This is a genomic window from Lysobacter sp. M15, from assembly GCF_022662515.1.
GTDB lineage: Bacteria > Pseudomonadota > Gammaproteobacteria > Xanthomonadales > Xanthomonadaceae > JAKPBU01.
The window spans coordinates 125,475-151,711 of the sequence record NZ_JAKPBV010000002.1; the positions used below are offsets into that span (position 1 = coordinate 125,475).

The 26,237-nt window shown below is 68.0% G+C and carries 27 protein-coding genes and 1 tRNA gene; 17 read left to right on the top strand and 11 right to left on the bottom strand.

The annotated features are described in order from the left end of the window. Positions 1-152 precede the first annotated feature (152 nt). From MC380_RS01370 to MC380_RS01385, 4 genes are all read right to left on the bottom strand, one after another. A complete protein-coding gene (locus MC380_RS01370) occupies positions 153-824 on the bottom strand; it encodes an HNH endonuclease (RefSeq protein ID WP_242104464.1) in 672 nt (223 codons plus the stop codon). A gap of 174 nt (positions 825-998) precedes the next feature. Further along, positions 999-2,795, bottom strand: coding sequence for an acyl-CoA dehydrogenase C-terminal domain-containing protein (locus tag MC380_RS01375; protein ID WP_242104463.1), 1,797 nt, complete (start codon positions 2,793-2,795; stop codon positions 999-1,001). Between the two features lie 109 nt (positions 2,796-2,904). Further along, entirely contained in the window at positions 2,905-3,351 is a 447-nt protein-coding gene (locus MC380_RS01380; protein WP_242162593.1) for an LEA type 2 family protein, read from the bottom strand. Between the two features lie 163 nt (positions 3,352-3,514). Next, positions 3,515-3,590: transfer RNA gene (locus tag MC380_RS01385), tRNA-Phe, on the bottom strand. 147 nt (positions 3,591-3,737) lie between these two features. On the opposite strand from MC380_RS01385, the gene MC380_RS01390 reads away from it, so the two are divergent. After that, positions 3,738-4,178, top strand: a complete 441-nt coding sequence (locus MC380_RS01390; RefSeq protein ID WP_242162595.1) for a DUF6491 family protein — start codon at positions 3,738-3,740, stop codon at positions 4,176-4,178. Here MC380_RS01390 and MC380_RS01395 read toward each other — a convergent pair. From MC380_RS01395 to ftsY, 4 genes are all read right to left on the bottom strand, one after another. After that, complete coding sequence (locus MC380_RS01395) at positions 4,160-4,429, bottom strand: oxidative damage protection protein (protein WP_242162597.1); 270 nt, start codon at positions 4,427-4,429, stop codon at positions 4,160-4,162. The two genes, MC380_RS01390 and MC380_RS01395, sit on opposite strands and share 19 nt — an antisense overlap. Before the next feature lie 135 nt (positions 4,430-4,564). Continuing rightward, positions 4,565-5,683 (bottom strand): A/G-specific adenine glycosylase, encoded by a 1,119-nt coding sequence (gene mutY, locus MC380_RS01400; protein WP_242162599.1) that lies wholly within the window; start codon positions 5,681-5,683, stop codon positions 4,565-4,567. A gap of 79 nt (positions 5,684-5,762) precedes the next feature. Beyond that, entirely contained in the window at positions 5,763-7,097 is a 1,335-nt protein-coding gene (locus MC380_RS01405) for a hypothetical protein (protein WP_242162601.1), read from the bottom strand. A 21-nt stretch (positions 7,098-7,118) separates the two neighbouring features. Then, entirely contained in the window at positions 7,119-8,426 is a 1,308-nt protein-coding gene (ftsY, locus tag MC380_RS01410; RefSeq protein WP_242162816.1) for a signal recognition particle-docking protein FtsY, read from the bottom strand. Between ftsY and rsmD the strand changes: the two genes are divergently transcribed. The 9 genes from rsmD to MC380_RS01455 all read left to right on the top strand — a co-directional run bounded on the left by rsmD (position 8,308) and on the right by MC380_RS01455 (position 14,976). Continuing rightward, entirely contained in the window at positions 8,308-8,910 is a 603-nt protein-coding gene (rsmD, locus tag MC380_RS01415) for a 16S rRNA (guanine(966)-N(2))-methyltransferase RsmD (protein ID WP_242162603.1), read from the top strand. The two genes, ftsY and rsmD, sit on opposite strands and share 119 nt — an antisense overlap. Then, entirely contained in the window at positions 8,907-9,419 is a 513-nt protein-coding gene (gene coaD, locus MC380_RS01420; protein WP_242104456.1) for a pantetheine-phosphate adenylyltransferase, read from the top strand. The genes rsmD and coaD overlap by 4 nt, the downstream gene beginning before the upstream one ends. A gap of 42 nt (positions 9,420-9,461) precedes the next feature. Then, positions 9,462-9,950 (top strand): hypothetical protein, encoded by a 489-nt coding sequence (locus MC380_RS01425; RefSeq protein ID WP_242104455.1) that lies wholly within the window; start codon positions 9,462-9,464, stop codon positions 9,948-9,950. 116 nt (positions 9,951-10,066) lie between these two features. Beyond that, entirely contained in the window at positions 10,067-10,321 is a 255-nt protein-coding gene (locus MC380_RS01430) for a YfhL family 4Fe-4S dicluster ferredoxin (RefSeq protein ID WP_242104454.1), read from the top strand. Then, complete coding sequence (ggt, locus tag MC380_RS01435) at positions 10,318-12,096, top strand: gamma-glutamyltransferase (protein ID WP_242162605.1); 1,779 nt, start codon at positions 10,318-10,320, stop codon at positions 12,094-12,096. The genes MC380_RS01430 and ggt overlap by 4 nt, the downstream gene beginning before the upstream one ends. Before the next feature lie 94 nt (positions 12,097-12,190). Then, on the top strand, positions 12,191-12,916 hold the full coding sequence (locus MC380_RS01440; protein WP_242162607.1) for a VirK family protein: 726 nt from the start codon (positions 12,191-12,193) through the stop codon (positions 12,914-12,916). Between the two features lie 26 nt (positions 12,917-12,942). Continuing rightward, a complete protein-coding gene (locus MC380_RS01445) occupies positions 12,943-13,275 on the top strand; it encodes a hypothetical protein (RefSeq protein WP_242162609.1) in 333 nt (110 codons plus the stop codon). A gap of 100 nt (positions 13,276-13,375) precedes the next feature. Further along, positions 13,376-14,266, top strand: a complete 891-nt coding sequence (locus MC380_RS01450; protein WP_242104450.1) for an MBL fold metallo-hydrolase — start codon at positions 13,376-13,378, stop codon at positions 14,264-14,266. Next, entirely contained in the window at positions 14,263-14,976 is a 714-nt protein-coding gene (locus MC380_RS01455) for a TMEM43 family protein (RefSeq protein WP_242104449.1), read from the top strand. The genes MC380_RS01450 and MC380_RS01455 overlap by 4 nt, the downstream gene beginning before the upstream one ends. Before the next feature lie 22 nt (positions 14,977-14,998). Here the strand turns inward: MC380_RS01455 and upp are convergent, their stop codons facing one another. Together upp and MC380_RS01465 are read right to left on the bottom strand one after the other, a co-directional pair. Next, a complete protein-coding gene (gene upp / locus MC380_RS01460) occupies positions 14,999-15,631 on the bottom strand; it encodes a uracil phosphoribosyltransferase (protein ID WP_242104448.1) in 633 nt (210 codons plus the stop codon). A gap of 85 nt (positions 15,632-15,716) precedes the next feature. Further along, positions 15,717-17,213: an aminotransferase class III-fold pyridoxal phosphate-dependent enzyme gene (locus MC380_RS01465; RefSeq protein ID WP_242162611.1), complete on the bottom strand. Its 1,497-nt coding sequence runs from the start codon at positions 17,211-17,213 to the stop codon at positions 15,717-15,719. Positions 17,214-17,351: 138 nt separating this feature from the next. Between MC380_RS01465 and MC380_RS01470 the strand changes: the two genes are divergently transcribed. The 6 genes from MC380_RS01470 (at position 17,352) to secF (ending at position 23,531) form a co-directional block, all read left to right on the top strand. Further along, positions 17,352-17,783, top strand: a complete 432-nt coding sequence (locus tag MC380_RS01470) for an Lrp/AsnC family transcriptional regulator (protein ID WP_242104446.1) — start codon at positions 17,352-17,354, stop codon at positions 17,781-17,783. Positions 17,784-17,875: 92 nt separating this feature from the next. Beyond that, complete coding sequence (queA, locus tag MC380_RS01475; RefSeq protein ID WP_242162613.1) at positions 17,876-18,928, top strand: tRNA preQ1(34) S-adenosylmethionine ribosyltransferase-isomerase QueA; 1,053 nt, start codon at positions 17,876-17,878, stop codon at positions 18,926-18,928. Positions 18,929-18,995: 67 nt separating this feature from the next. Continuing rightward, positions 18,996-20,117, top strand: a complete 1,122-nt coding sequence (tgt, locus tag MC380_RS01480) for a tRNA guanosine(34) transglycosylase Tgt (RefSeq protein WP_242162615.1) — start codon at positions 18,996-18,998, stop codon at positions 20,115-20,117. Between the two features lie 129 nt (positions 20,118-20,246). Further along, positions 20,247-20,588, top strand: a complete 342-nt coding sequence (yajC, locus tag MC380_RS01485; protein ID WP_242162617.1) for a preprotein translocase subunit YajC — start codon at positions 20,247-20,249, stop codon at positions 20,586-20,588. Between the two features lie 54 nt (positions 20,589-20,642). Continuing rightward, the gene (gene secD / locus MC380_RS01490) at positions 20,643-22,565 is read left to right on the top strand and encodes a protein translocase subunit SecD (RefSeq protein WP_242162620.1); all 1,923 of its coding nucleotides are present in this window, start codon (positions 20,643-20,645) and stop codon (positions 22,563-22,565) included. A gap of 15 nt (positions 22,566-22,580) precedes the next feature. Beyond that, the gene (gene secF / locus MC380_RS01495; protein WP_242104638.1) at positions 22,581-23,531 is read left to right on the top strand and encodes a protein translocase subunit SecF; all 951 of its coding nucleotides are present in this window, start codon (positions 22,581-22,583) and stop codon (positions 23,529-23,531) included. 918 nt (positions 23,532-24,449) lie between these two features. Here secF and MC380_RS01500 read toward each other — a convergent pair. Beyond that, on the bottom strand, positions 24,450-25,268 hold the full coding sequence (locus MC380_RS01500; RefSeq protein ID WP_242162622.1) for an inositol monophosphatase family protein: 819 nt from the start codon (positions 25,266-25,268) through the stop codon (positions 24,450-24,452). Between the two features lie 132 nt (positions 25,269-25,400). Here MC380_RS01500 and MC380_RS01505 point away from each other — a divergent pair, with 132 nt between their 5' ends. Further along, entirely contained in the window at positions 25,401-26,204 is an 804-nt protein-coding gene (locus tag MC380_RS01505) for an RNA methyltransferase (protein ID WP_242162624.1), read from the top strand. Positions 26,205-26,237: the final 33 nt, after the last annotated feature.

Here is a 26,237-nt window from a genome sequence, read left to right on the forward strand (position 1 = left end):
TAGCGGCTTGCGGATCGACGGACTGCGAAACAATGTGCGTTCCGGGCCCGCCAGCACATCCCAGATTCGTTACCTCTGGTGCGCGGGACGCCCGTCCCGCACCGAACGCCCGTGCTTGGACTGGCCGGGCATCCGGCCGACCTGCGGTCGAGTCAGTTGAAGCGGGGTTTGCGCTTGGGCAGATGGTTCTTCAGGAACGCCATCTGGTCGGCCAGGATGTTGCGGTTCGACAGGATCAGGTGTTCCACCCAACTCGGCCGGTAGGGCACCGCAAGCAGCGGCATCGACGCCTGTTGCGGCGTGCGCCCACCCTTGCGCGAATTGCAGTGGAAGCAGGCGGCGACCACGTTCTCCCAGGTGTCGCGCCCGCCCTTGGAGAGCGGCATGACATGGTCGCGGGTGAGCTGCTGGCGGTGGAATTCGCGCCCGCAGTACAGACATAGCGACTGGTCGCGTGCAAACAGGGCGGCGTTGGTCAGCGCCGGTGTCGGATCGAACGACTGCGGGCGCACATGGCCGCGCGCGGCGATGATCGGATGCAGTTGCATGAAGCTGCGCTCGCCGGTCTGGCGGCAAGTGCCGCCATGCACGGTCAGGCACGGATCGCCCAGCGTCCAGGCGACCGCCTCGCGCGCATACAGGCAAGCGGCATCCTGCCAGCTCATCCAGTCGAGCACGCGGCCGTGGGCGTCGAGCGAGAGCAGGCGCACCGCGTCGAGACGGGCCGGAAGGACGAGGGGGGATACGAGGTCGCCGGAATTGTCGATGATCCCGGCGGTGGCCCCGGAACGGATCAGGCGAAGCTTCGCTCTGTCGGTCTCCATGGGAGCAACAGCTTATACGCCTTTGTTTACTTTTTGTGTAGGTCGGCAAAGGGCCTCGGTTGTCCCCGCGTTCCTCTGCGGGCGCGGACCAGTGGCGGGGTGCTTCCGGCTGCTGCTCGACGCCGGGTTGGCGACGCCGCCCGCACCCCGGGGCGAGGTGAGGGCCCGGGGTCGCTACAGGGCGTCTGCCTCGGCTGTCATCAACGGCGCCGCGCCGGAACGGATGCTCGCCGCATGGGCCAGCGTGCGCGGCAGGATGCGCGCGAAGTAGAAGCGGGCGGTTTCGCGCTTGGTGTCCCGGAACGCCTGCGATTGCGCGGAAGCATCGGTCGCCGCGACGCTGCGCGCCCACCAGTAGGCCAGCGCGACATAGCCCGAATAGAACAGGTAGTCCCAGGCCGCCGCGCCGATCTCGTCCGCGTTGGCCATCGCACGCTTGCCGATCTCGAGCGTGAGCTGTTGCCACTCGCCGGCCTTTTCGCGCAGCGGCGCGATGAACTCCGCGAGCGCCGCATCGCCCTCGTTGGCCTTGCAGAACTCCTCGATCATGCCGAGGAACACGCGCAATCCCGCCGCCTGCCCCTGGATGGTCTTGCGCCCCATCAGGTCCAGTGCCTGGATGCCGGTTGTGCCTTCGTACAACGTGGTGATACGCGCATCGCGGGCAAGCTGTTCCATGCCGTGCTCGGCGATGTAGCCGTGGCCGCCGAAGCACTGCAGGGCGTGATAGGTGCATTCCACGCCCCATTCGGTGAGGCAGGCCTTGACGATGGGGGTGAGGAAACCAAGCAGCGCGTCGGCCTGCGCCTTTTCCTGCTCATCGTTCGAATGCCCGACGACATCGACCAGCGATGCGGCGTGGTAGCCGAGCAGGCGTCCGCCTTCCACCAGCGCCTTCTGGGTCAGCAGCATGCGGCGCACGTCCGGATGCACGATGATCGGATCGGCCGGCTTGTCGGGGAACTTCGCGCCGGAGAGCGAGCGCATCTGAAGGCGTTCGCGCGCGTAGGCGAGTGCGTTCTGGTAGGCGCGGTCGGACAGCCCCAGGCCCTGCAGGCCCACCGCCAGGCGTGCGGTGTTCATCATCACGAACATCGCCACCAGGCCCTTGTGCGGCGCGCCGATCAGCCATCCTTGCGCATCGTCCAGGTTCAGCACGCAGGTGGCCGAGCCGTGGATGCCCATCTTGTGTTCGATCGCGCCGCAACGCACGCCGTTGCGTTCGCCCAGTTCGATCTGCCCATCGTCCTGTCGAACGACCCGCAGCTTGGGCACGATGAACATGCTGATGCCCTTGCTGCCGGACGGCGCGTCCGGCAAGCGCGCCAGCACCAGGTGCACGATGTTGTCGGTGAAGTCGTGCTCACCGGCGGTGATGAAGATCTTGGTGCCGCTGATCGCGTAGCTGCCGTCGTCGTTCGGCACGGCGCGGGTCTTGAGCAGGCCCAGGTCGGTGCCGCAGTGGGGCTCGGTCAGGCACATGGTGCCGGTCCATTCGCCCGATACCAGGCGCTTGAGGAAAACCTCCTTCTGCCAGGCGTCGCCGAAGTGCAGCAGCGCCTCGGTGGCGCCATGCGAGAGCAGAGGGAAGTTGCCCCAGGACAGGTTGGCGGCGTCGATCATTTCCTTGATCGGCACGCCGACGCTGTGCGGCAGGCCCTGGCCGCCGAACTCCGCGGGCGAAACCAGGCCGGGCCAGCCGCCCTCCACGTATTGCCGGTAGGCCTGGCTGAAACCGGGCGGCGTGGTCACCGCACCGGTAGCCTTGTCGTAGCTGCAGCCGACTTCGTCGCCGATGCGGTTGAGCGGGGCCAGCACGGTTTCGTTGAAACGCGCGCCTTCCTCCAGCACGGCATCCACGATGTCGCGCGTGGCGTCGGTGAACCCGAGGCGCTCGAACAGCGCTTCTGCCTGCAGGACGTCGTACAGCGCGAAGCGGATATCGGCCAGCGGGGCCTTGTAGGTGTTCATGCCTAGCTCTCACCAGAAACGATGCCGCAAGCATGGGCCGGCGGGCGAGGATATTTACTCGAATATGGCGCGATCGCGAGTTCGCGCAGCGCGGGTCGGCCGGCGGACGTCAGCGCAGCACGCCCGGCAGCCCCGGCACCGGGTTCAACGAGCTGTTGCGCTTGAGCTCGAAGCTGCGGGGTTTGCCGTCCTCGGGCGTGGCCTGGATCGTGCCTTCGAAGCTGTAGGAGACACCACGGTTGTCGGCGAGGGCGTCGGCCAATGCGATCTTGGCATCGGATCCGGGGATATGGGCCAGGGTGACGACGTCCGCGGATTCGGGGCCGATGCTGATCCCGGCGTTGCCCTGCAGCGTGCCTGCGGGTTGGCCGGCGAGCGTCAGCGGCAGGCTGATCGCATCGAACCGCATCGGAATGCTGCTGAAGTTTTCGATCCGCAGGTCCACCGACCAGCTGCCGTTGGCACGCACGCTGAGTTGCTGGATGCCCGCAGCCGGCTCCGAGACGCGGCGCGGGGGCCCGCCGGCGCAGGAGGCAAGCAGCAGGCACATGGCCATTCCCGATCCGATCGCGCGCTTCCAACCCATGCCGGCCCCAAGTGTCCGCGGAAGTCGGAGAATACTACTTGGCCTGAATCGCGACGGCGCACGGCGTCCGGCAAACAGAAAGGCCGCGCTCGCGCGCGGCCTCTTGCGATGATGACGATTTGTCCGAACGAAATGGTGGCCGGGGAGGGAATCGAACCCCCGACACGGGGATTTTCAATCCCCTGCTCTACCAACTGAGCTACCCGGCCACGGGCCGGTCAAACCGAGGGCGCGATGATACGGACGCGGGCCCTTCGCGGCAACCCGCATGGCCGCTGAATGCTGGGACGGAGCCATGTGGAGTCGGCGCCAGGCAGGCGCATCATCACGTTACACGGCTCCATTAGGAGGATGCCATGCGTCACTCCATTGTGCTGTTCGCAGCCGCGGCCCTGGCCAGTCTGTCCGCCTGCGCCACCGACCGGGCCCAGCGCGATGCCGACAAGCTGGCCTTGTACAACGCCCATGCGGGGGCTCCGGTCAACAAGTTCCGTTACTTCGGGAGCATCAACGGCTGGACGCCGCTCGGCGCCGAGGCGATCGCCGTCTGGACGCGTCCGAACGAGGCCTATCTGCTGGATCTGACCGGTCCCTGTCCCGAAATCGAGTTCACCCCGGCGATCACTATCACCAACACCTTCGGCCAGGTCAGCGTGCCGTTCGACAAGGTGATCGTGTACAGCCGCAGCGCGGTCAACGTGCCCTGCCATATCGCCCGGATCCGCCCGCTCGACATCAAGGCGATCAAGCAGGCCGAACGCACCGCCCGCAGCGCGGTTCAGGCTTCGGGCACGTAGCCGGCAGGCTTGTCGGCGCCGCCGGCGAACAGGAACTTCTCCATCTCGCCTTCGAGGAAGGCGCGGTGCTTTGGATCGAGCGGCGACAGCCGGTTTTCGTTGATCAGCATGGTCTGATGGGTCAGCCAGGCCGCCCACGCGGCCTTGCCGATGTGTGCGAACACGCGCTTGCCCAGCTCGCCGGGCCAGGGGACGAAGTCCAATCCTTCGGTATCGCGTTGTTCGTACTCGCAGAACACCTGGCGGGACATGTGCGTGCCTCGGATCCGGAAACGCCTATTGTAGGAGCGCCGCTTCGGGTGGCGGATTCTGCATGCGGGATGCGCCGGGTATGGGTCGCACGAGGGTTGCGCCCCGATCGTGCCCGTCGTGCCGACGCGGCGCTCCTACAGCGTGGCCTGCAGCAGCTTGCGAATCGGGGCGGGAATGCCCAGTGAGGACAGATCCGCAGGGGCGAACCAGCGCAGGCTGTCGTCGTCGGCGATTCGCGCGCGCAGCCCGACGCCGGCGAGCGCCAGCGGCTGCAGTTGCAGGCGATAGTGGGTGAAGCCGTGCGCGATCGGTTCGAGTGCGGCGATCGAGTCGTAGTCGGCGTCGACGCGGGCTTCGAACCAGGCGCGGGCGCTCGCGGCATCTTCCGCCTCCGGCAGCGACCACAACGCGGCCCAGATGCCGGTGGGTGGGCGGCGTTGCAGCAGCATCCGTCCGTGTGCGTCGCGCAGCAGCAGCACGATCGCATGACGTTGCGGCAGTGGCTTTCCGGGCCTGGGCGTGGGCAGTTCGGCCACGCGACCCTCGCGCAACGCCACGCAGTCGTCCTGCAGTGGGCACAGGACGCAATCCGGTTCATGGCGCGTGCACAGGGTCGCGCCGAAATCCATCTGCGCCTGGGCGTAGTCGGCCAGGCGCGCATCGGGCAGCAGCGATCCGGCGATCGTCCACAAGCGCTTCTCGATCGTCGGGGTTCCCGGCCAGCCGTCCACGCCGAACACGCGGCTCAGCACGCGTTTGACATTGCCGTCGAGAATCGGGAAGGAGTCGCCCCAGGCTTGCGACAGGATCGCGCCTGCGGTGCTGCGGCCGATGCCGGGCAGGCGCATCAGCGCATCGAGATCGCGCGGCAGCTCGCCACCATGGCGTTCCACGCACAATTTCGCAGCCGCATGCAGGTTTCGGGCGCGCGCGTAGTAGCCCAGGCCCGACCACAGCGCGAGCACCTCGTCGAGCGGCGCGGTGGCGAGCGCGCGCACGTCGGCCAGGGTGGCGACGAAGCGTTCGAAGTAGGGGATCACCACCCGCACCTGGGTCTGCTGCAGCATGATTTCCGACAGCCACACCCGATATGGCGTGCGCGGATGTTGCCAGGGCAGGTCGTGGCGGCCGTGGATGTCGAACCAGGCGAGGAGCTTCGCGGCGAAACCGCTTGATGTTTCGTCGGGTGCCCCGGTCGACGCATCCCGAACGGAAGTCGAAGGCTTTGCGCCGGTTTTGCGTGGTTTGCTCATCGGAGGCGACGTCGGCGGCGATGCTGCGGACGAAGGCGCGGGCGATCGCGAGGCGTATCCGAATACTGCGGCCAAAGGGTCACGGCGATCCCTCGACGTCCGGATCGTCGATCTCCACTTCCACGCCGTGCAGCTGCGCGCCGGAGATCTCCAGGCGTGGCGCCGTGATGGTGCCGTCGAGCGGCGGGATCGGCGAGCCGGCGCGTGCAGCCTTCATCCAGGCCAACACTTGGGGCAGGCGGAACCGTCCGTCGAATCGGGTGTCGTCGCGGAGCAGGCGCAGGGTCGTGATATCGCTGGCATCGGCCTTGCCGGAGTAGCCGAGCCGGAACGGCAGCGGCGAAGCGGACTGTCCGATCGGCGGCGGCAGCGCCGGCCAGGCGTCCTTCCATCCGGGCAGCTGCCCGGCGAGCCGGATGACCAGCCGGCGACCGGATGCGATCGCACCACGCGCATCCAGCGTCGGCAATACACCCTCGCCACGCAGCGCGACACCGACCGGTGCCAGCGTCCAGGTGGCTCCATCGAAGCGCAGGGGCCCGTGTACGCCGAGCACAAATGGCAGCCGGTCGGATGCGGCGGATGTACCGGATTCGTAGACCGCCGACATGGCCAGGCGGACCGGGGTGATGCGCAGCACCTGTTTTCTGCCGCCAGCGAGTTCGCCGCCCAGGTGCATGGGGCCGGACAGCCTGACGCGTGCGGGAAGTCGCCAGTCGTCGCGCGCGAACGTAATCGCGCCGATTGCCGCCGCGCCGACGTGGTTGGTCGGTCGGGTCAGCGCCACGTCGAGATCGAAGGCGATCGACGTCGGCGGATCCAGATAGCGGCCGGCCACGCGGGCATTGACCGGCTGCTCCGGGTGCAGCCGCGGCAGGTCGACTTCGACTCCGTCGATACGCCAGCCATCGCCGTCGACCCGGCCGCGGGTGACGGCCAGGCCATCGGTCAGGGTGGGAATCCTGGTCTTGCCGGGCGGACGTGTCGCCATCCAGTCCTGCAGTGCGCGCAGTTCGAGCACCGGTGCATCGAGTTCGACACGCGAGACCTCCAGCAGTGCGCCGCGCGAGCGGAGCGTCGCCCACGGCACCGCGATGGCGATGCGCTCGGCGCGGAGCAATGCGGTCTTCGCGCCAGGCGAGCGCGCAACGACATCGCGCACGATCAGCTGCGGCGTGCCACGCAGCCGGTATTCGCCGATGCCGGTTGCGGTGATCTCCAAGCCCAGCGCGTTGCCGACCTGTCGCAGGATCAGGCGGGTGACGTTCTCGGGCCGCAGCATCACCCGCAGCGAGAGCGCGAGCAGCAAGGCCAGTATGGCCAGCGCGCCCAGCCCGAGGGTCAGCCTGTGCTTCCTTCGCGCCGCGGCGGCAGGCACGTTCATGGCGTCGGGATCGCGAATGCGGGAAGACATCTGCGGGCGCGATGTGTCGCGCTACGCATTCCCGTTGCCGAAGCTCTCGCGGGGCGGCAGCAGCGCATCGACGAAGGCGACCGGATCGAATTCGCGCAGATCTTCGGGCTGCTCGCCGATGCCGGCATAGCGGATCGGAATGCCGAATTCGCGCGCCAGCGCGAACACCACGCCGCCCTTGGCGGTGCCGTCGAGCTTGGTGACCACCAGTCCGGTGACGCCGACCGCCGCATGGAACTGGCGCAGCTGCGAAACCGCGTTCTGGCCGGTGGTGCCATCGACCACGAGCAGCACTTCGTGAGGCGCGGCGGGATCGAGCTTGGCGAGCACCCGGCGGATCTTGCCGAGTTCGGCCATCAGTCCCTGTTGGGTATGCAGACGCCCGGCGGTGTCGGCGATGAGCACCTCCACGCCGCGGGCCTGGGCGGCCTGCAGCGCGTCGTAGGCGACCGATGCCGCGTCGGCGTTCTGGCCCTGCGCGATCACCGGCACCTGATGGCGCGCGCCCCAGGCCTGCAGCTGTGCCACCGCCGCGGCGCGGAACGTGTCGCCAGCTGCCAGCATCAGGCTGCGGCCTTCGTCGCGGTAGCGACGCGCCAGCTTGCCGATCGTGGTGGTCTTGCCCACGCCGTTCACGCCAACGGTGAGCAGCACGAACGGCTTCACGTCCGCCGGAAAGCGCAGCGGCACGGCGACCGGTCGCAGCATGTCGATCAGATCGGCGCGCAGCGCGCCCAGCAATGCGGCGGCGTCGCTGAACTCGCGCGCCTTCATCCGCTTGCGCAGGTCCTCGACGATCGCGGTCGACGCGGTCACGCCCACATCGGCGGTGAGCAGCGCGGTTTCGATCTCGTCGAGCAGGGCGTCGTCGAGACGCGGATTGCCGGAGAACACGCCGCCGAAACTGCGCGCGAACAGGCTGCCGCGCAGGCGTTCGCGCCAGCCCTGACGTCCGGGCGCTGCCGCAGCCGCGGCAGGTGGAGCATCGGACGCCAGCGCGGTCGCATCGGATCCGGTGTCCTGCGCATCGATACCGCTGGGGGCATCGCTTGCGGGACGTTCTGCGGAAGGGGCGGGCGCGGCGGCGTCGGGCTTCTTGCGTCGGAACCAGCTGACCATGCGCCGGACGATGATGGAGAATGGACCGCATGGTATCACCGTGGTACGAGCGCCCAGAATGAAGCCACGCCGTTCCGGCAGCGCGGGCGCGGTGCGCATCATCGGCGGGGAATGGCGCGGGACGCGCCTGCCCGTGGCCGACCTCGATGGTCTGCGGCCCACCTCGGACCGTGTGCGCGAAACCCTGTTCAACTGGCTGCAGCCGAAGATCGCCGGCGCGCGCGTGCTGGACCTGTTCGCGGGCAGCGGTGCGCTCGGGTTCGAAGCGGCGTCGCGCGGCGCGCGCGAGGTGTTGCTGGTCGAACGGGAGCCCGGCATCGTCCGGACACTGCGCGGTACCGCAGACCGGCTGAAAGCAGGCGAGCGCATCCACATCGTCCAGGCCGACGCGCTGGCCTGGCTGCAGGCACCGCTGCATGGACGCTTCGACCTGGTGTTCGTGGATCCGCCGTTCGATGCGGAACTGTGGCCGCGCGTGCTGGAGCGGCTGCCTCCATGGCTGGCCGATGACGCCTGGCTCTACCTGGAGACGCCGGCGCAGGGGGCGACGGCGCCTGGGCCTGCCTGGCAGCCCCACCGCGAAGGGCGCACCCGTGAGGTGCGCTACGGACTGTATCGACGCGTGCGGCCCGCCAGCGAGGCCGTTACACTCGCGCCCGACCCCACGCCGACGGCGCCAATCCCCGACGCATGAGCGCTGCCCGCACCCGTATCGCCGTTTATCCCGGCACCTTCGATCCGATCACCAACGGTCACGTCGACCTGGTCGACCGCGCCGCGCCGCTGTTCGAGCGCATGATCATCGGCGTGGCCGAAAGCCCGGCCAAGGGCCCGGCGCTACCGCTCGAGCTGCGGGTTGGGCTCGCGCGCGAGGCGCTCGCGAGATTCCCGAACGTCGAGGTCCGTGGCTTCAACTCGCTGCTCGCGCATTTCGTCGCCGAGGTCGGCGGCGGCGTGCTGCTGCGTGGACTGCGCGCGGTGTCGGATTTCGAATACGAATTCCAACTGGCCAGCATGAACCGGCATCTCATTCCGGACGTCGAGACCCTGTTCATGACGCCGGCGGAGAAATACGGCTTCATTTCATCTTCGCTGGTCCGCGAAATCTCGCGCCTGGGCGGGGACGTCTCCGCCTTCGTGCCGCCGGCAGTGGCGCGGGCATTGCAAGCCGAATGGCAGCGCGCCGACAATCGCAAGGCATAGCCAGCCCAGTCGTCACCTTTTCGCACCCACCGGGAGCCCGCAATGAACATCCTCAACCGCTTCATGCTGATCGCCTGTCTGGCACTGCCGTTCGCGGCGTGCAAGAAGGAGGAGGCGCCCAAGGAGACCGTGAAGGCGCCGATGAGCGCACCCACGACCGACGATCGCCAGGCCTGGCTCAACTACCTCCAGGACGTGGTCGGGCGCAACATGGACGGGATCCAGAACCAGCCCTTCGTGTACATGGTGCCGTCCGAATCGCTGCCGGACTTCGCCGACCAGTACGAGCGCCTGCTCGAGAAGGCCAGGATGGATGTGGCCCGCGGCATCATCTCCGGCAACCTGCTGGCCTATGGCGGACATTCCTCGACGAAAGTCGCGGACCTGGTGGTGGAATCGTTCAAGACCGTCGAGCCCAACAGCATGAAGGGCGTCAAAGTGCTGTTCATCGGCAGTGCCGCCGACAACGAGCGGGTCAAGGCCGCGGTCACGCCGGCTGGCGTGGACTACGTGTTCGTCGAGGCCAAGTAAGACGCGGGTACGCGTATCGTTTCTTCCGCCAGCGGCGGGATCCGGGCGCGACCGCCCCACAACGGTCGCGCCCCAGGCAATCGGATCGAATCCGGGGCAGGCTCTACAATGGGCGCATGTCGCTCCGGATCAACGAACTCTGCGTCAACTGTGACGTCTGCGAGCCGGTCTGCCCGAACAAGGCGATCACGCAGGGCGAAACCATCTACGTGATCGATCCGGCGCTGTGCACCGAATGCGTCGGCCATTACGACGAACCGCAGTGCGTGGCGGTGTGTCCGGTGGAATGCATCGATCCGGATCCCGAGCATCCCGAATCGCAGGAAGCGCTGCTGGCCAAGCTGCAGCGGCTGCAGGAGAACGCTGCATGAGCCAGTCAACGCGCACGGCCGGATGCGCCCGGGTCCTCGCCATCCTGCTCGTGGCGCTGCTGTTGCCGACGCTAGCGAGCGCTCGCGATACGCGTCCGGCGCAGGCTTCTGCATCTCCTCCATCGGCCAGGCCGCCCGGTGCCGCAATCGCCTCCGCGCACGCGCTCGCCACCGACGCCGGTCTCGAGACCCTGCGCGCCGGCGGCAACGCCTTCGACGCCGCGGTCACGGTGTCGTCGGTGCTGTCCGTGGTGGAACCGATCAGCTCCGGCCTGGGAGGCGGCGGGTTTTTCCTGCTGCACGACGCGAAGTCCGGGAAAGATGTCTTCGTCGACGCCCGCGAAATCGCGCCCAAGGCGGCAACGCCGGAAAAGTACCTGACCGCGGATGGCGAACTGGACGAGGACCGCGCCCAGAACGGCCCGTGGTCGGCCGGCATCCCGGGGCTGCCGGCCGGGCTGGTTCATTTGCAAACCAGGTATGGCCGGCTGAGGCTCGAGCAGACGCTGGCGCCGGCGATCCGCATCGCCCGCGACGGCTTCCCGGTGTACGCGCGATTCGCACGCGGCTATGCGGCCAAGCGCAAGGTGATGGAGCGTTATCCCGGCACGCGCGCGGTATTTCTGGCCAACGGTGCGGCGCCAACGGAAGGCGATGTATTCAGGCAGCCCGACCTGGCGCGCACGCTGGAACTGCTCGCGGAGCGCGGCTTCGATGGCTTCTACAAGGGCGATGTCGCGGAGAAGCTGGTGGCCGGCGTCAACGCGCAGGGCGGCGAATGGACCCCGGGCGAACTGGCCGGGTACCAGGTGCGCGAGCGCGAACCGGTCCGTTTCGAGTACCGCGGCTGGAACGTCACCACGGCACCGCCGTCCTCGTCGGGCGGGATCGCGCTTTCGCAGATGTTGCAGGTCCTGGAGCCATGGGACCTGCACAAGCTCGATGCCGCACACCGCACCCATCTGGTGGTCGAAGCGATGCGCCGCGCCTTCCACGACCGCACCTTCTACCTGGGCGATCCCGACTTCGTCGAGGTGCCGCAGCGGCTGCTGACCAGCGCGGACTATGCGGCCGGGCTGCGCGCCACCATCCATCCGGAGAAGGCGACGCCAAGCGATCTGCTCGCCGGCACGCCGACGCCGCTGGAGGACGAGGAGACCACGCACTTCTCGATCATCGACGCCGAGGGCAATCGCGTCGCGGGCACGCAGACGGTGAACCTGCTGTTCGGTTCGGGTCTGATCCCGCCCGGCACCGGTGTCCTGCTCAACGACGAGATGGACGACTTCGCGCTCAAACCGGGTACGCCCAACGCCTTCGGCGTGATGGGCTTCGAGGCCAATGCGCCGAAGCCGGGCAAGCGGATGCTCAGCTCGATGACCCCGACCTTCATGGAATCGAAGGACAAGGTCGCGGTGCTTGGCACACCCGGCGGCAGCCGCATCATCACCATGGTCCTGCTCGGCATCCTCGGCTACGACGCGGGGCTCAGCGCGCAGGAGGTGGCCGCATTGCCGCGCTACCACCACCAGTGGCTGCCGGACGTGATCGAGGCGGAATCGGGCACGTTCACCGCCGAGGTGGCGCAGGCGCTGCAGGCCATGGGGCATGCGCTCAAGCTCCCACCGCAGGAGGCCGAAGGCGGCCGCGGCTCCAGTCACGTCTGGGGCAATCTGCAGACGGTGGAATGGGACCGGACGAACAACACCCTGCAGGGCGGCAGCGACCCGCGCAACAGCGTGGGCAAGGCGGCGGTGCTGGCGCCGCCCCGATAGACCATCGCGTCGCCGGGTAAACGCGGCTTCTGGCAACATCCGGGCGCGGCGACAGGCGGGCCGAACGTGTCCGCGCCCGACCGCAGGAACGACGATGAACCCCGATCCCCCTTCCAAACCACCTGGCGAAGGCGAGCCACCAGCCGATCGCTCCGCCGAGGCCTGGCGCAGCGCCGCGCGCGATCGCGCCGATCGCCTGCACCAGCGTCCAGCGCAGCGCGAAGAGCACAAGCCCTGGTTCCAGCAGCTTCCGGCCAAACTGGCCGGTGGAGTCGTGTTCCTGGTGGCCCTGACCACGCTGCTGGGCAATCTGCTGGAGCTGCGCGAAAAAGGCCGCGATGTGCTGCCGACGGTCGCGCCGACGCCGGCGTCCTCCGCATCGGCCGGTCCCGAAACGGCAGGCACCGCCAGCGCGCCGGCGCCATCGGCGACTCCCAGCGGGCCGGTGCGCCTGCGCGTCGTGCTGGACCGGATCGCGGTCCAGGACGACGGCTCGCCCGGCACCACCGACTGGCGCTTCACGGTGGAGGCCGACGGCCAGCCGCTGCTGGCCTTCGAGCAGGACGATCTGGACGACGCCGGCGGCCGCAACGTCGTCCGACCGAAAGATCTCGACGCGCGGCTGCGACTACCGCCGGACAGGCCGGCGCGGCTGGCCATCAAGGGCTGGCGACTGAGCCGTTTGCGCTTGCAAGGCCAGCCGGACGCGGTAGGTGAGGGCGTCCTGCCGACCGATGGCGCGGAAGTGGCGATCCGGGTCGCGGCGCCCGAGATTTCGGGCGGTGCATTCGTGTTTTATGTTTCGGCGGATCAACAGTAATCCGTAATCGGGGTCTGGTCGTCGGCATGACCAGGACCGCGATCGTTTGCTTCGTTGTGACGCTGATCCTCACCGGACTTGCGCTGTTGCAGTTGCGGAGCATCCGTCTCGGCCTGCCTCGCGCGAGTGGGTTGCCAGAGGCCGGATCGTGCGCATTCGTGGGCGACGACGGCAGCGACGACGAAGGCGGCGAGTTGCTGCATTCGGCGAATGTCCGGTACGTCTACAACGTGGGACGCCGGGAATCCGCATCCACCCGGCTCTGCGAGGGCCCGACACGCAAACTGCGCCGTGGGGACATCACCCGTTGCGCGATGTCCCTCCTTCTGGCAGTTGCGGTGGCCGTCTGGTCCTGGTGAATCCGGTCGTCGGAGCGCAACAGGGCCCCGATGGAAGAACGTGCGTCTCCGCGTGGTCCCGGAGCGGCCCCGCAGCGGTCGTCGGGCGTAGAATCGGCGCATGAAGCTCTGGTCCATTCTCGGCAACTCGCAGAAGCTCGACGGTGGCGCCATGTACGGCAACGCACCCAGGGCGATGTGGTCGAAATGGTCTCCCGCGGACGATGCCAATCGCATCGACCTGGCCTGCCGCGCGCTGCTGGCGAGTCCGCTGAACGGCAAGACGGTGCTGTTCGAAACCGGGATCGGTGCGTTCTTCCCGCCGGACCTGCGCCAGCGCTACGGGGTGGTCGAGGATCGCCACGTCCTGCTGGACTCGCTGGCCCAAGCGGGCTTCTCGCACGAGGACATCGACGTGGTGGTGCTATCGCATCTGCATTTCGACCATGCCGGCGGATTGCTCGCGCCATGGCGCGAGGGTGCGGCGCCGCAGCTGCTGTTTCCCAATGCCACGTTCGTGGTGAGCGCCGCCGCCTGGGATCGCGCGTGCGCGCCGCATCCGCGCGACCGCGCCAGCTTCATTCCGGAACTGCCGGCGCTGCTCAAGGCGAGCGGGCGGCTGGAAATCGTCGACAGCACCCACTCGGAGGCGCTCGGCGAGGCGGTGCGCTTCCATTTCAGCGACGGGCACACCCCAGGGCTGATGCTGTCGGAGATCGTGGGGCCCGAGCGCGTGAACGGCGAATCGCATGGCGGAGTGGTGTTCTGCGCCGACCTGATCCCCGGACGACCGTGGGTGCACGTGCCTATCACGATGGGCTACGACCGCAACGCAGAGCTGTTGATCGACGAGAAGCGCGAGTTCCTGGAAGACAAGCAGGCGCGCAACGTGCATCTGTTCTTCACCCACGACCCGGGCTGCGCGCTGGCGCAGGTCACGCGCGATGCGAAGGGCCGCTTCGGCACCGCGCACGAGGTGCCCGCGCTGCACGCCAGGCCGCTGGCCGCATGAGGGCGGGCCTCGCGGCCGGGTTGCTTGCCTTCGCAGGCATCGCCGCGGCCCAGGAACCGGTACCGCAGGGCGAACCGGTCGCGGCGGAGCGGCTGCGCGACGCGGAATTCGGCGTTTCCACCCGCCAGTTCGGCCTGCAGCGCCGGGTCGAGATGTTGCAGTGGCGCAGGCAGGGCGCCGGCTACGCCAGGGTCTGGACATCTGAGCCGGTCGATTCATCGGGATTCGATGCCCGGCATGCGAACCCGGGCGGGTTCCCGATCGAAACCCGCTACTGGATCGCCCCGCGTGTCACGGTGGATGGCAGGCCGGTGGACGAGGACGTGCTCAAGGCGCTGGGGCAGTGGCGCGGCTTCAGGCCGGGATTCTCGGCCCTGCCCGGAAACCTTTCGGCCACGTTCCAGCCCGAGGGCGATGGCTTGGGTAGCGCCGAAAACCCGCTGGATCCGCAGATCGGGGACCTGCGCATTACCTGGCATGAAATGACGCTGCCGCCCCTGGCGGGCCGGGTTGCGCTGCGCAATGCGGTCTGGGTGCTGAAACCCGGTGCCGCCGTCGCGGATGCCGGTGCCGCGCCCGCTCGGGATCCGGCGTTGGCGGGGCGGGAAACCGCGCACCGCTATCTGCTCCCGGTCGGGGCCGGTGCACTGCTCGTGTTCGCGCTGCTCGCCCTGATCCGGCGGCGGCGCGGGACCAGGCGCCGGCACTGAGGCGATGGCCGGGCCCTGGGCCCTAGCCGGGCCGGGTGCCGAAGATGCGGTCGCCCGCGTCGCCCAGCCCGGGCAGGATGTAGCCACGTTCGTCCAGCCGCTCATCGACAGCGGCGGTATAGACCTCGACCTCGGGATGCGCGGCTTCCAGCGCGCGCAGGCCTTCGGGCGCGGCCACAAGGCACAGGGCCTTGATGCGGGTGCAGCCGGAGGACTTGAGCAGGTCGAGCGTCGCGATCAGGGTGCCGCCGGTGGCCAGCATCGGGTCCAGGACCAGTGCGGTGCGGTCGGCGAGGCTGCCGACGAAGTTGTCGTAATAGGGCTCCGGCGTCAGCGTGCGCTCGTTGCGGCGCATGCCGACCACGCTCACCTTGGCCGCGGGGATCATCTGCAGGACACCGGGCAGCAGGCCCAGGCCCGCGCGCAGGATCGGCACCAGGGTCAGCTTGCGTCCGTGGATGCGGCGTACCGGCACCGGACCGGCCCAGCCGGCTTCCTCGCCGTCTTCCAGCGCGAGATCTGCGGTCGCCTCGAAGGTGAGCAGCATCGCCACTTCCGCCGCCAACTCACGGAAGGTCTTGGTGCTGCTGTCGGCGCGGCGCATCAGGCCGAGCTTGTGCTGCAGCAGCGGGTGACGGCACTCGACGACTTTCATGCCGCGACTTTACCGCCCCGTGCGGACACGCGGCGATTTCCACTACGCGCGAATGAGGCGAGGCGCGCGCCGCGCGCGGGTCCCACTACGCGGCGGCGGCCTGCCGCTGGCGCGGGCCCTCGAGGAGTGCGCGCTTGACCAGGTCGAAGACCAGGTCCAGCTCCGCGCTGGTCACGGCGAAGTGCGGGGTGAAGCGCAGCGAATTCTCGCCGCCGTGGATGACGCCCAAGCCGCGTTCGCGCAGCCATTCCTCGGTCGATCCGGCGCCATAGCCCTTGAAATCGCGGGTCAGTTCGCACGAGAACAGCAGGCCGGTGCCCTGGACCTTGGTGATCAGGCCGGTCTCGGCCTGCAGCGCCTCGAGCTTGGCGATGGCTTCCTTGCCGCGTTCGCGGATATTGGTGCGCAGTTCCGGCGTGAGCAGCGCCAGCGTGGCGCAGGCCACGTCGAGTGCGCGCGGATTGCTGGTCATGGTGTTGCCGTAGGTGCCCTTGCGGTACAGGCCCGCGGCCAGTTCGCCCACGGCCAGCACCGACAGCGGGAACTGGGCGGCATTGAGCGCCTTGGAATAGGTCTCCATGTCCGGCGCTTCCTGGCCCTCGAAACCCGGATAGTCGACGATCGACAGCACGCCGTTCGCGCGCAGGCCGGCCTGGATCGAATCCACCAGGAACAGCGCGCCGTGCTCCCTGGTGAGTTCGCGCGCCGCGGCGTAGAACTGCACCGGCACGCTGCGGCCCGGATCGCCTTCGCCCATCACCGGCTCAAGGAACATCGCCTCGATGAACCAGCCGTTGCGGTCGGCATCGGCGAAGACCTGGCGCAGCGCCTCGATGTCGTACGGCGCCACGGTGAGCAGGCTGTCCTCGCCGCGATAGCTGGCCAGGTGCTGCAGATAGGTCTTGCGCGAGGAATCCGAATACAGCGCGGGCCGTTCGGTGCGCCCGTGGAAGGCGCCCTTGACCACCAGCCGCTTCACCGTGCGTCCGGCGTGGCGACCGCCCGGGTCGGTCATCAGCTTGGTGTTGACGTCGGCGATGCGCGCGGCCAGCGACACCGACTCGGAGCCGGAGTTGAGGCACATGAACTTCACGTAGGGGCAGCCGGTAGCGCGTGCATGGCCGATTTCCCTGCGCAGTGCGCGCTCGAAGCGCAGCTGCGACAAGTTGGGGGTCATGATGTTGGCCATGGCCTGCGGCCGCGCCATCGCCTCCAGCACCGCCGCGGGCGTGTGGCCGAAACCGAGCATGCCGTAGCCGCCGGTGTCGTACTGCACGGCGCCCTTGAGCGTGACCAGCCAGGGGCCGCGCGCGGCCAGGGACACGTACGGATTCACCGCGTCCTCGGGGTAGAAATTGATGTAGCCGGCCTGCACCGCGCGCACCTGCGCGTCCTCATCCAGGTCCAGCAGATCGGCGAACTCGCCTCGGATGCGCGCGTACTCGGCCACGGCCGCGTCGATGGCGTCGACCAGGTCGGGGTGGCTGGCGGCGAAACGCTCGACGACGGCGTCGGCCAGGCCCTGGGTGCGGCGCTGGCCCGCGTGGGCGCGTAGCGGTGCGAGTTTCTCGGTAACGGTCATCGTGGCTCCCCGGCGCGTGCTGGCACGCGGCGATCAATTGGTCATCCAGCCATTATCGGGAATCTGTCGGCGTTTGGTAGGTCCGATTTGTGCGGATTTGCCTGGAATTTCGTCGATTCGACGATTATTCTCGTCCAAATGAAGCCCACACCCGCCGATGAGGCACTGCTCTCGCTGCTGCGCGAGGATGCGCGCGCCCCGACTGCCGAGATCGCACGCCGTCTGGGGCTCTCGCGGACCACGGTGCAGAGCCGGATCGACCGGCTGGAACGCGAGGGCGTGATCCAGGGCTATACCGTACGCGTCGCCGACGATCTCGAGCAGGGCCTGATCCGTGCCCACATCATGATCATGGTGCTGCCCAAGCGCATGGCCGAGGTGGTGCGCGAGCTGCGCGCGATGCCCGAGATCCGCACCCTGCAATCGGTCAGCGGCGGCTGGGACCTGATCGCGGTCGGCGTGGTGCGCAACGTGGGCGAAATGGACGAGCTGACCGACCGGATCGGGGCGATCGACGGTGTCGAACGCACCACGTCCTCGATCGTGCTGTCGACCAAGTTCGCGCGGTAGCGCATGACCGTGGGAGCGGCCAAGGCCGCTCCCACGGTGCGCCCGCCTACAATTGTCGGCCCGCGCGCGTCTGCATCCACCTCTTTTCCGTCTTGAAGAAATCCGATTTCCACTACGAGTTGCCCGAGGCGCTGATTGCGCAGGCGCCGCTGCCGGAGCGCTCGGCCAGCCGGCTGCTGGTGGTGCCGCCGGACGAGGGCGGCTTCGACGATCTGCACGTGCGCGACCTGCCGGACCTGCTGCGGGCGGGCGACCTGCTGGTGTTCAACGACACCCGGGTGATCCCGGCACGATTGTTCGGACACAAGGCCAGCGGCGGCCGGGTCGAAATCCTGATCGAGCGCCTGCTGCCGGGCAACGAGGCGCGCGCCCAGATCGGCGCCAGCAAATCGCCCAGGGCCGGAAGCCGGATCGCCCTGGATCCTGGCGGCGCCGCCGAAGTGCTCGGTCGCGACGGCGAGTTCTATCGCCTGCGCTTCGAGGTGGACGATGCGCTGGAGTCCTGGTTGCTGCGGGCAGGTCGGCTACCGCTGCCGCCCTATATCCGGCGCGAGCCCGGAGCGGACGACGCCGAGCGCTACCAGACGGTGTTCGCGCGCGAAGTGGGCGCGGTCGCGGCGCCGACCGCGGGCCTGCACTTCGACGACGCCCTGCTCGATGCGCTGCGCGAGAAAGGCATCGAGTTCGGCCACGTGACCCTGCACGTTGGCGCGGGGACGTTCCAGCCGATGCGCGTGGATGACGTGCGCGAGCACCGCATGCATAGCGAATGGATCAACGTCGGCGCCGAACTGGTTTCGCAGGTGCGCGCGGCGCGCGCCCGCGGTGCGCGCGTGATCGCGGTCGGCACCACCGTGGTGCGTGCACTGGAGTCGGCGCTGCGCGACGGCGAACTGCAGCCCTTCGCGGGCGAGACCAGCATCTTCATCTTTCCCGGCTACCGCATCGATTCGGTCGATGCGCTGCTGACCAACTTCCATCTGCCGGAAAGCACGCTGCTGATGCTGGTGTCGGCATTCGCGGGCAAGGCGCGTGTCTTCGCCGCATACGAACATGCGGTGCGCGAGCGCTACCGGTTCTTTTCGTACGGGGATGCGATGCTGCTGTTTCCGCGCCGCGATGGCTTGCAGGACCCGAGCCAATGAAGGCGTCGCAACGCGCCACAAAAACGCACCTGCGGGCTCCTCGCAGATCGCCTGCCATCGGAGCCCCATGAGCCGCATGTCGTTCCAGTTGCTGGCCAGCGACGGCGCCGCACGGCGCGGTCGGCTCACGTTTCCGCGCGGCACGGTGGAAACGCCGGCGTTCATGCCGGTTGGGACCTATGGTTCGGTCAAGGGCATGCTGCCCGAACAGCTGCGCGCCCTGGGCGCGGAAATCATCCTCGGCAACACCTTCCACCTGTACCTGCGGCCGGGCCTGGAGGTAATCGAGGCCCACGGCGGCCTGCACGGTTTCACCCGCTGGGACGGGCCGATCCTGACCGATTCGGGCGGCTTCCAGGTGTTCTCGCTGGCGCACCGGCGCAAGATCAGCGAGGCCGGCGTCACCTTCGCCGCGCCCACCGACGGCAGTCAGGTGTTCCTCGGCCCCGAGGAGAGCATGCGCATCCAGCGCGTACTCGATTCGGACATCGTCATGATCTTCGACGAATGCACGCCCTATCCGGCCACCGAGGAGGTGGCACGCAAGTCGATGGAGCTTTCCCTGCGCTGGGCAGAACGCTCGAAGCGCGCGCACGAAGGCAACGACGCGGCGCTGTTCGGCATCGTCCAGGGCGGGGTGCATCCTGCACTGCGCACGCGCTCGGCCGAGGCGCTGCAGCGGATCGGATTCGACGGCTACGCCATCGGCGGACTGGCGGTGGGCGAGCCGGAGGCGGAGCGCAATGCGATGCTCGAACACTGCTGCCCGCAGCTTCCGGCCGACAGGCCACGCTATCTGATGGGAGTGGGGCGCCCGCTGGATCTGGTCGAGGCGGTGGCCCGAGGCGTGGATATGTTCGACTGCGTCATGCCCACCCGCAACGCGCGCAACGGGCACTACTTCGTGCACGGCGGGGTGGTGCGGATCCGCAATGCAAAGTACGAGCGCGACCTGCGCCCGATCGAGGAAGGCTGTGGTTGTCCGACCTGCACCGGCGGCTATACCCGCGCCTATCTGCGGCACCTGGACCGCTGCAACGAGATGCTGGCGCCGATCCTGGGCACCCTGCACAACCTGTGGCACTACCAGAAGCTGATGGCGGACATGCGCGCGGCCATCGCAGCGGGAACCTTCGCCGCGTTCCGTCAGTCCTTTCTTGCCGCCCAGCAGCCCGCAGCCACGGGCTGAAACCCGCCCGCTCGGGCGCTTCGATGGCCTGGGGACGCCGCCGGCGCCGGGTCGGACGCGTCCGCACGGGCATCGGTGGCCATGCCGCATGGCATAATCGCCCGCTATTTTTCCGTGGAAATCCGCCCGATGAACCTGCTCGACTTGCTGATCGCCCCTGCCTACGCACAGGCCGCCCCTTCCACTGGTGCCGGCGGCATGATGGGCTCGCTCCTGTTCCCGATCGTGCTGATCGCGATCATGTACTTCCTCATGATCCGTCCGCAGATGAAGCGTGCCAAGGAACACCGCGCCATGCTCGAAAAGCTGTCGGTGGGCGACGAGGTGATCACCAACGGCGGCATCGCGGGCACCGTGCGCACGATCGGCGAAAGTTTCATCCATGTCGAGGTCGCCAGTGGCGTGGAACTTCGCGTGCAGAAGGGCGCGGTAGCCAACGTCCTGCCCAAGGGCACCCTCAAGGCCGCCTGATCCGTCGTCGTTCCATGACCGGCGCGGCCCCGGGGCCGCGTCCTGGACCTGTCCATGCTCGAATATTCACGCGTCAAGTACTTCATCATCGCGTTCGTGCTGGCGCTCAGCGCGCTGTACGCGGTCCCCAATCTGTTCCCGCCGGATCCGGCCGTGCAGATCACCGCCAACCGCGGTGCCAAGATCGACGCTGCGCTGACGCAGCGGGTCGAAGCGGATCTGAAGAAGGCCGGCATCGCACCCAAGGCGGTGGCGATCGAGGGCGACAACCTGGTGGTGCGCCTGGCCAGCGCCGAGCAGCAGGGCCGGACCTCCGATCTGCTGCAGGACACGCTGGGCGGCAGCTACGTCTCCGCGCTGAACCTGGCCTCGACCGCGCCCGCGTGGCTCGACGCGATCGGTGCCCGGCGCATGCTCATGGGCCTGGATCTGCAGGGCGGCGTGCACTTCCTGATGGAAGTCGACCGCAAGGCGGCGCTGGACAAGCGCATGGACGCCTACGCCGAAGACCTGCGTGTGCTGCTGCGCGACAAGCGCCTGACCTATCAGTCGGTCGAACGCCGCCCGGACAACACGTTCCTGGTCACCCTGGCCAAACCCGGCGACCGCGATGCCGCACGCACCGCGATCCAGACCGACCTGGCCACGGTCAGCAGTGGCGCCTCCGGCTCGGGCGTGCTCGCCAGCGGCGTGCCGATGGTCGAAGTCGAGCCGGCCGGAACCAACCAGCTGGTGATCAGGCCGGCCGAGCAGGACCTGCAGCAGATCACCGCTGGCGCGATCGAGCAGAACGTCGGCACGTTGCGCAACCGCATCAACGAGCTGGGCGTGGCCGAGCCGGTGATCCAGCGCCAGGGCGCAGAGCGGGTGGTCGTGCAGCTGCCCGGCGTGCAGGACACCGCGCAGGCCAAGCGCATCCTCGGTGCCACGGCGACGCTGGAATTCCACGGCGTGTACGAGGGCGGCGACATCCTCGATGCGGTGACCACCGGCAACGTGCCGCCCGATGCGAAGCTGTATTACCGCCAGGAACTCGGACCGGATGGCAAGCCGATTCCGATCCTGCTGAAGAAGCGGGTCATCGTGTCGGGCGAGCAGCTGGTCGGCGCGACTTCCGGCCGCGCTCCGGACGACGGCTCGCCCGCGGTCACGATCAACCTCAACGGGATCGGCGGCCAGCGCATGTTCGACTACTCGAGCGAGAACGTGAACAAGGGGCTTGCGGTGGTGTTCATCGACCGGATTCCCGAAGTGCGGATGGTCGACGGCAAGGAAGTGCGCAGCTCGCGGATCAACGAGCGCGTCATCTCGGTCGCCAACATCCGCGAGCCGCTGGGCAAGACGTTCCAGACTTCGGGCCTGGAAAGCCCGAAGGAAGCGGCGGACTTGGCCCTGCTGCTGCGTGCGGGCTCGCTGGCCGCGCCGATGGACTTCGTCGAGCAGCGCGTGGTCGGTCCTAGCCTGGGCAAGGAGAACGTGGAGCGCGGCCTGCGCGCGGTGCTGTACTCGTTCGCCTTCGCGCTGGCGTTCTTCCTGATCTATTACCGCATGTTCGGCGTGATCACCTGCGTGGCGCTGCTGATCAATCTGCTGATGGTGGTCGCGGTGATGTCGTTCCTGGAGGCCACCCTGACCCTGCCTGGCTTGGCGGGCATTGCCCTGACCGTGGGCATGTCGGTGGACGCGAACGTGCTGATCAACGAACGCATACGTGAGGAACTGCGCGCCGGGGTGCCGCCGCAGACCGCCATCGCCAGCGGTTACGACAAGGCCTCGGGCACGATCGCGGACGCCAACATCACGGCCATGCTCGCGGGTATCGCGCTGTTCGCCTTCGGTACCGGCCCGGTGAAGGGCTTCGCGGTGTCGCTGATCGTCGGTATCGCCACCTCGATGTATACCGCGGTGTCGGTCTCGCGCGGTATCGCCACCCTGATTTACGGACGTCGGCGCAAGCTGAAGTCGGTCGCGATCTGACGGAGCACGACCATGATCAAGCAGTTCAATGTGTTTCCGCACGACAGCAACTTCAACTTCATGCGCCTGCGTTGGGTGTCGCTGGTGATCGCGGCGCTGATCATGTTCGTCGGCATCGGCGCCATGTTCACCAAGGGCTTCAACTTCGCGCTGGACTTCACCGGCGGCACCGCGGTGGAGCTGCGCTTCGCCAAGCCGGCGGACGTCGACGACCTGCGCGCGCGCCTGGCTTCGGCCGGGTTCGACCATGCCCAGGTCCAGGCTTACGGAACCGGCAGCGACCTGCTGGTGCGGCTGCAGCCGCGCGAGGGCGCCGGACGCGACGACACCAGCCAGACCGCCGACCTGGTGGTGCAGGCGGCCTCGACGCCCGACAACCCGGCCCAGCGCCTGAGCAGCGGCTATGTCGGTCCGCAGGTGGGCAAGGAACTGGCGCTCAACGGCCTGTACGCGCTGCTGTTCGTGGTGATCGGGTTCCTGGTCTACATCTCGTTCCGGTTCGAATGGAAGTTCGCGGTCGCCGCGATCATCACCACCCTGCACGACGTGGTCGTCGTCGCCGGCTGGTTCGCACTGACCGGCCACGAATTCGACCTGACCGTGCTCGCCGGCGTGCTGTCGGTGATGGGGTACTCGATCAACGACACCATCGTCGTGTTCGACCGCGTGCGCGAGAACTTCAAGTCGATGCGCGTGGAACCGCGCGCGGTGCTGAACAAGTCGATCAACCAGACCCTGTCGCGTACGGTGATCACCTCGTTCGTGGCGTTCCTGACCGTGCTGGCGCTGTATCTGTATGGCGGCGGCTCGCTCAAGGGCATGGCCGAGTCGCAGATGATCGGCATCATCATCGGCACCCTGTCCTCGATCTTCGTGGCCTGCCCGATCCTGCTGTGGCTGGGTGTGAGCAAGCAGGACCTGATGCCGAAGGCGCGCGACGAGGCGGCGTTGGCGCGCAGGCCCTGACTTTTCCTGCCAAGTTCCAGCCAGGGGCCGCTTATGCGGCCCTTGGTTTTTTGGGGCGCGCGGAATTTGGGGCCGCAGTGTTCGTTTTGTCATCTCCGCGAAGGCGGAGAGCCAACGATCCGTGGGTCCGGAATTACAGCCGTTAGGAGCAGAGCTTTCGCCTGCCGGCGAGTTACTTTCCTTTGCTGGTGCACTGCGCCGAAGGCGCGAACGGCGGAGCCGGCGCGAAGGGCGAGCCACGTAGTGGCGAGTAAAGAAAAGTAACCAAAAGAAAGCACCTTTCTCGTGAGATCAAACCCGCTCAGGGGACGTGCGGTGTCGTCGCCATTTTCGCAGCGGACATCCATGTCCGCTGCGAAAAGGCCGGCATCCATGCCGGCCGCCCTCCGGGTGTCCGGATGCGGGTTGCATGCGAAGCCTCGAGAAGATCAAAGGCTAGAGAGCCAGGCAGCCAGGTGCGGGCGCGGGCTGTGGCTGGCGCTGATGGCCCATGCCTTTGACTTTCCTGGTCTCCCAGTAGCTGTCAGCACCCGAAAACCCCGAAAGGGGCGGCGGCCATGGATGGCCGCCGTTTTCGGATCGAGCCATGGATGGCGAGTCCGAAAATTGCTTCGCCATCCACATCCCTTGAGCGGTGTGGATCCACTGAGGTGCTTTCTTTGGTTACTTTCTTTGCACCAGCAAAGAAAGTAACTCGCCTTCAGGCGAAAGCTCTGCTTCTATTGTGCGCGTACGAGCAAGTGTCGAACTACCAGGTATCGGCAGGCTTTCGACGGACGGAGCTCTTGTTTGACCTGCAGATGTCGTTGATCTGGGGGATCGAAACAGCGCGCTCTTGGATCACAGCCCCGGGGTTCAAGCTCGACTCGCAGGAACCGATTCGCGCGCGCGATTTGCCGTCGCCGTCAGCCAACACCCCTAATCGAACGCCTTCGCATAGCCAGAACTGACCACCAACTGCTGCAACGGTTCGACCAGCTTCACGTTGCCGGCGATGATCTGGGTGCCGCTGGCCATCGCCACATCCATCCGCCCCGGCGCACGGCCGCGGTAGTCGCACAGACGGCCGCCCGCCTCGCGCACGAGCAGGGCGCCGGCGGCGATGTCCCAGGGCTGCACACCGGCCTCGAAGTACGCGTCGGCGCGGCCGGCGGCGACCCAGGCCAGATCCAATGCCGCCGAGCCGGTGCGACGCAGGTCCTCGGCTTCGGCCATCAGCGCTTTCACGCACTCCAGATGCGGCCCCAGGCGGCTGCGCTCGCGCGGCGGGAAGCCGGTGATCAGCATGGCGCCGGCGATGTCTCGACGTTCGGCCACGCGGATCTTCTTGTCGTTGAGCACAGCACCCTTGCCGCGCGTGGCGATGAACAGCTCGTTGCGCAGCGGGTCGAAGATCACCCCGTGCAGCGGTTCGCCGTTCTCCACCAGCGCGATGGAGACGCACCAATGCGGCATGCCGTGCAGGTAATTGCTGGTGCCGTCGAGCGGGTCGATCACCCAGGTGTAGCGGTGCTTGCCCTGGGCTCCGCCTTCTTCGCCCAGAAACGCGTAGGCGGGATGGAAGCGTCGCAGCTCCTTGACGATCTCCGCCTCGGCCAGGCCGTCGACTTCGCTGGCATAGTCCATGCGCTGCTTCTCGACCACGTTGAGCGCGTCGAGCCGGTGCATGTGCCGCAGGAGGACGTTGCCACCCGCGCGGGCCGCCTTGACCATGATGTTGACGGCGGGCTGTAGCATCGGCGGGCTCCATGGCGGGTCGAGGCGTCTGCCGGGCGTGCGGCGGCTGCGCGCGTGGCCGGGCGGATCGAAGGGGCGGCGGAAAAGAACATCCCGGCGCAGGGCCGGCGGCGCAGTTTAACATCCGACCCGATGAACACCGGAGACTTCGACACCCAGGCCGCCGTGCGCATCCGCATCGTCCTGGTGGGTACCCAGCATCCGGGCAACATCGGTTCAGCCGCGCGCGCCCTCAAGACTATGGGCCTGTCGCGCCTGGTGCTGGTGCAGCCCGAACGCTTTCCCCACAGCGAGGCGGACGCGCTGGCGGCCGGCGCCGATGACGTGCTCGCGCGTGCGCACGTGGCCGATTCCCTGGCCGATGCGGTATCCGACTGCCGGCTGGTACTCGGCTGCACCGCGCGCGATCGGCGCATCGCACTACCCCAGTGGACGCCGCGCGAGGCGGCGGCGCAGGTCGTCGCCGCTGCGCGCGACGGCGGCGAGATCGCGCTGCTGTTTGGGCGCGAGCGCACCGGGCTGGAGAACGAAGAGCTGCAGCTTTGCCATGCTGCGATCCACATCCCGGCCAACGCCGACTACAGCTCGCTGAACCTGGCGATGGCAGTGCAAGTGCTGGCCTACGAGCTGCGCCTGGCGCTGCTGCAGGGTGCGGCAGCGCGGCTGCCCGCACCGCACGATCCGCCCGCCAGCCATGCGCAGCTGGAAGGGCTGTTCGCACAGCTGGCCCAGACCCTGGATGACATCGATTTCCACAAGGGCCGCGCACCAGAGTCGGCGATGCGCAAGCTGCGCAGGTTGTTCCTGCGCGCGAGCCTGGACGAGCGCGAGGTCCGGTTGCTGCGCGGTGTGCTGGCCGACGCGCAGCGCATGGCGCGGCTGGCCGGCGAAGCGGGGCCAACGCCCCCCCTGTCGCCGCCGGGGGGTTTGGGCTAGGCTCGCCGGGCCTTCAATCACCGGCCTTCGAAC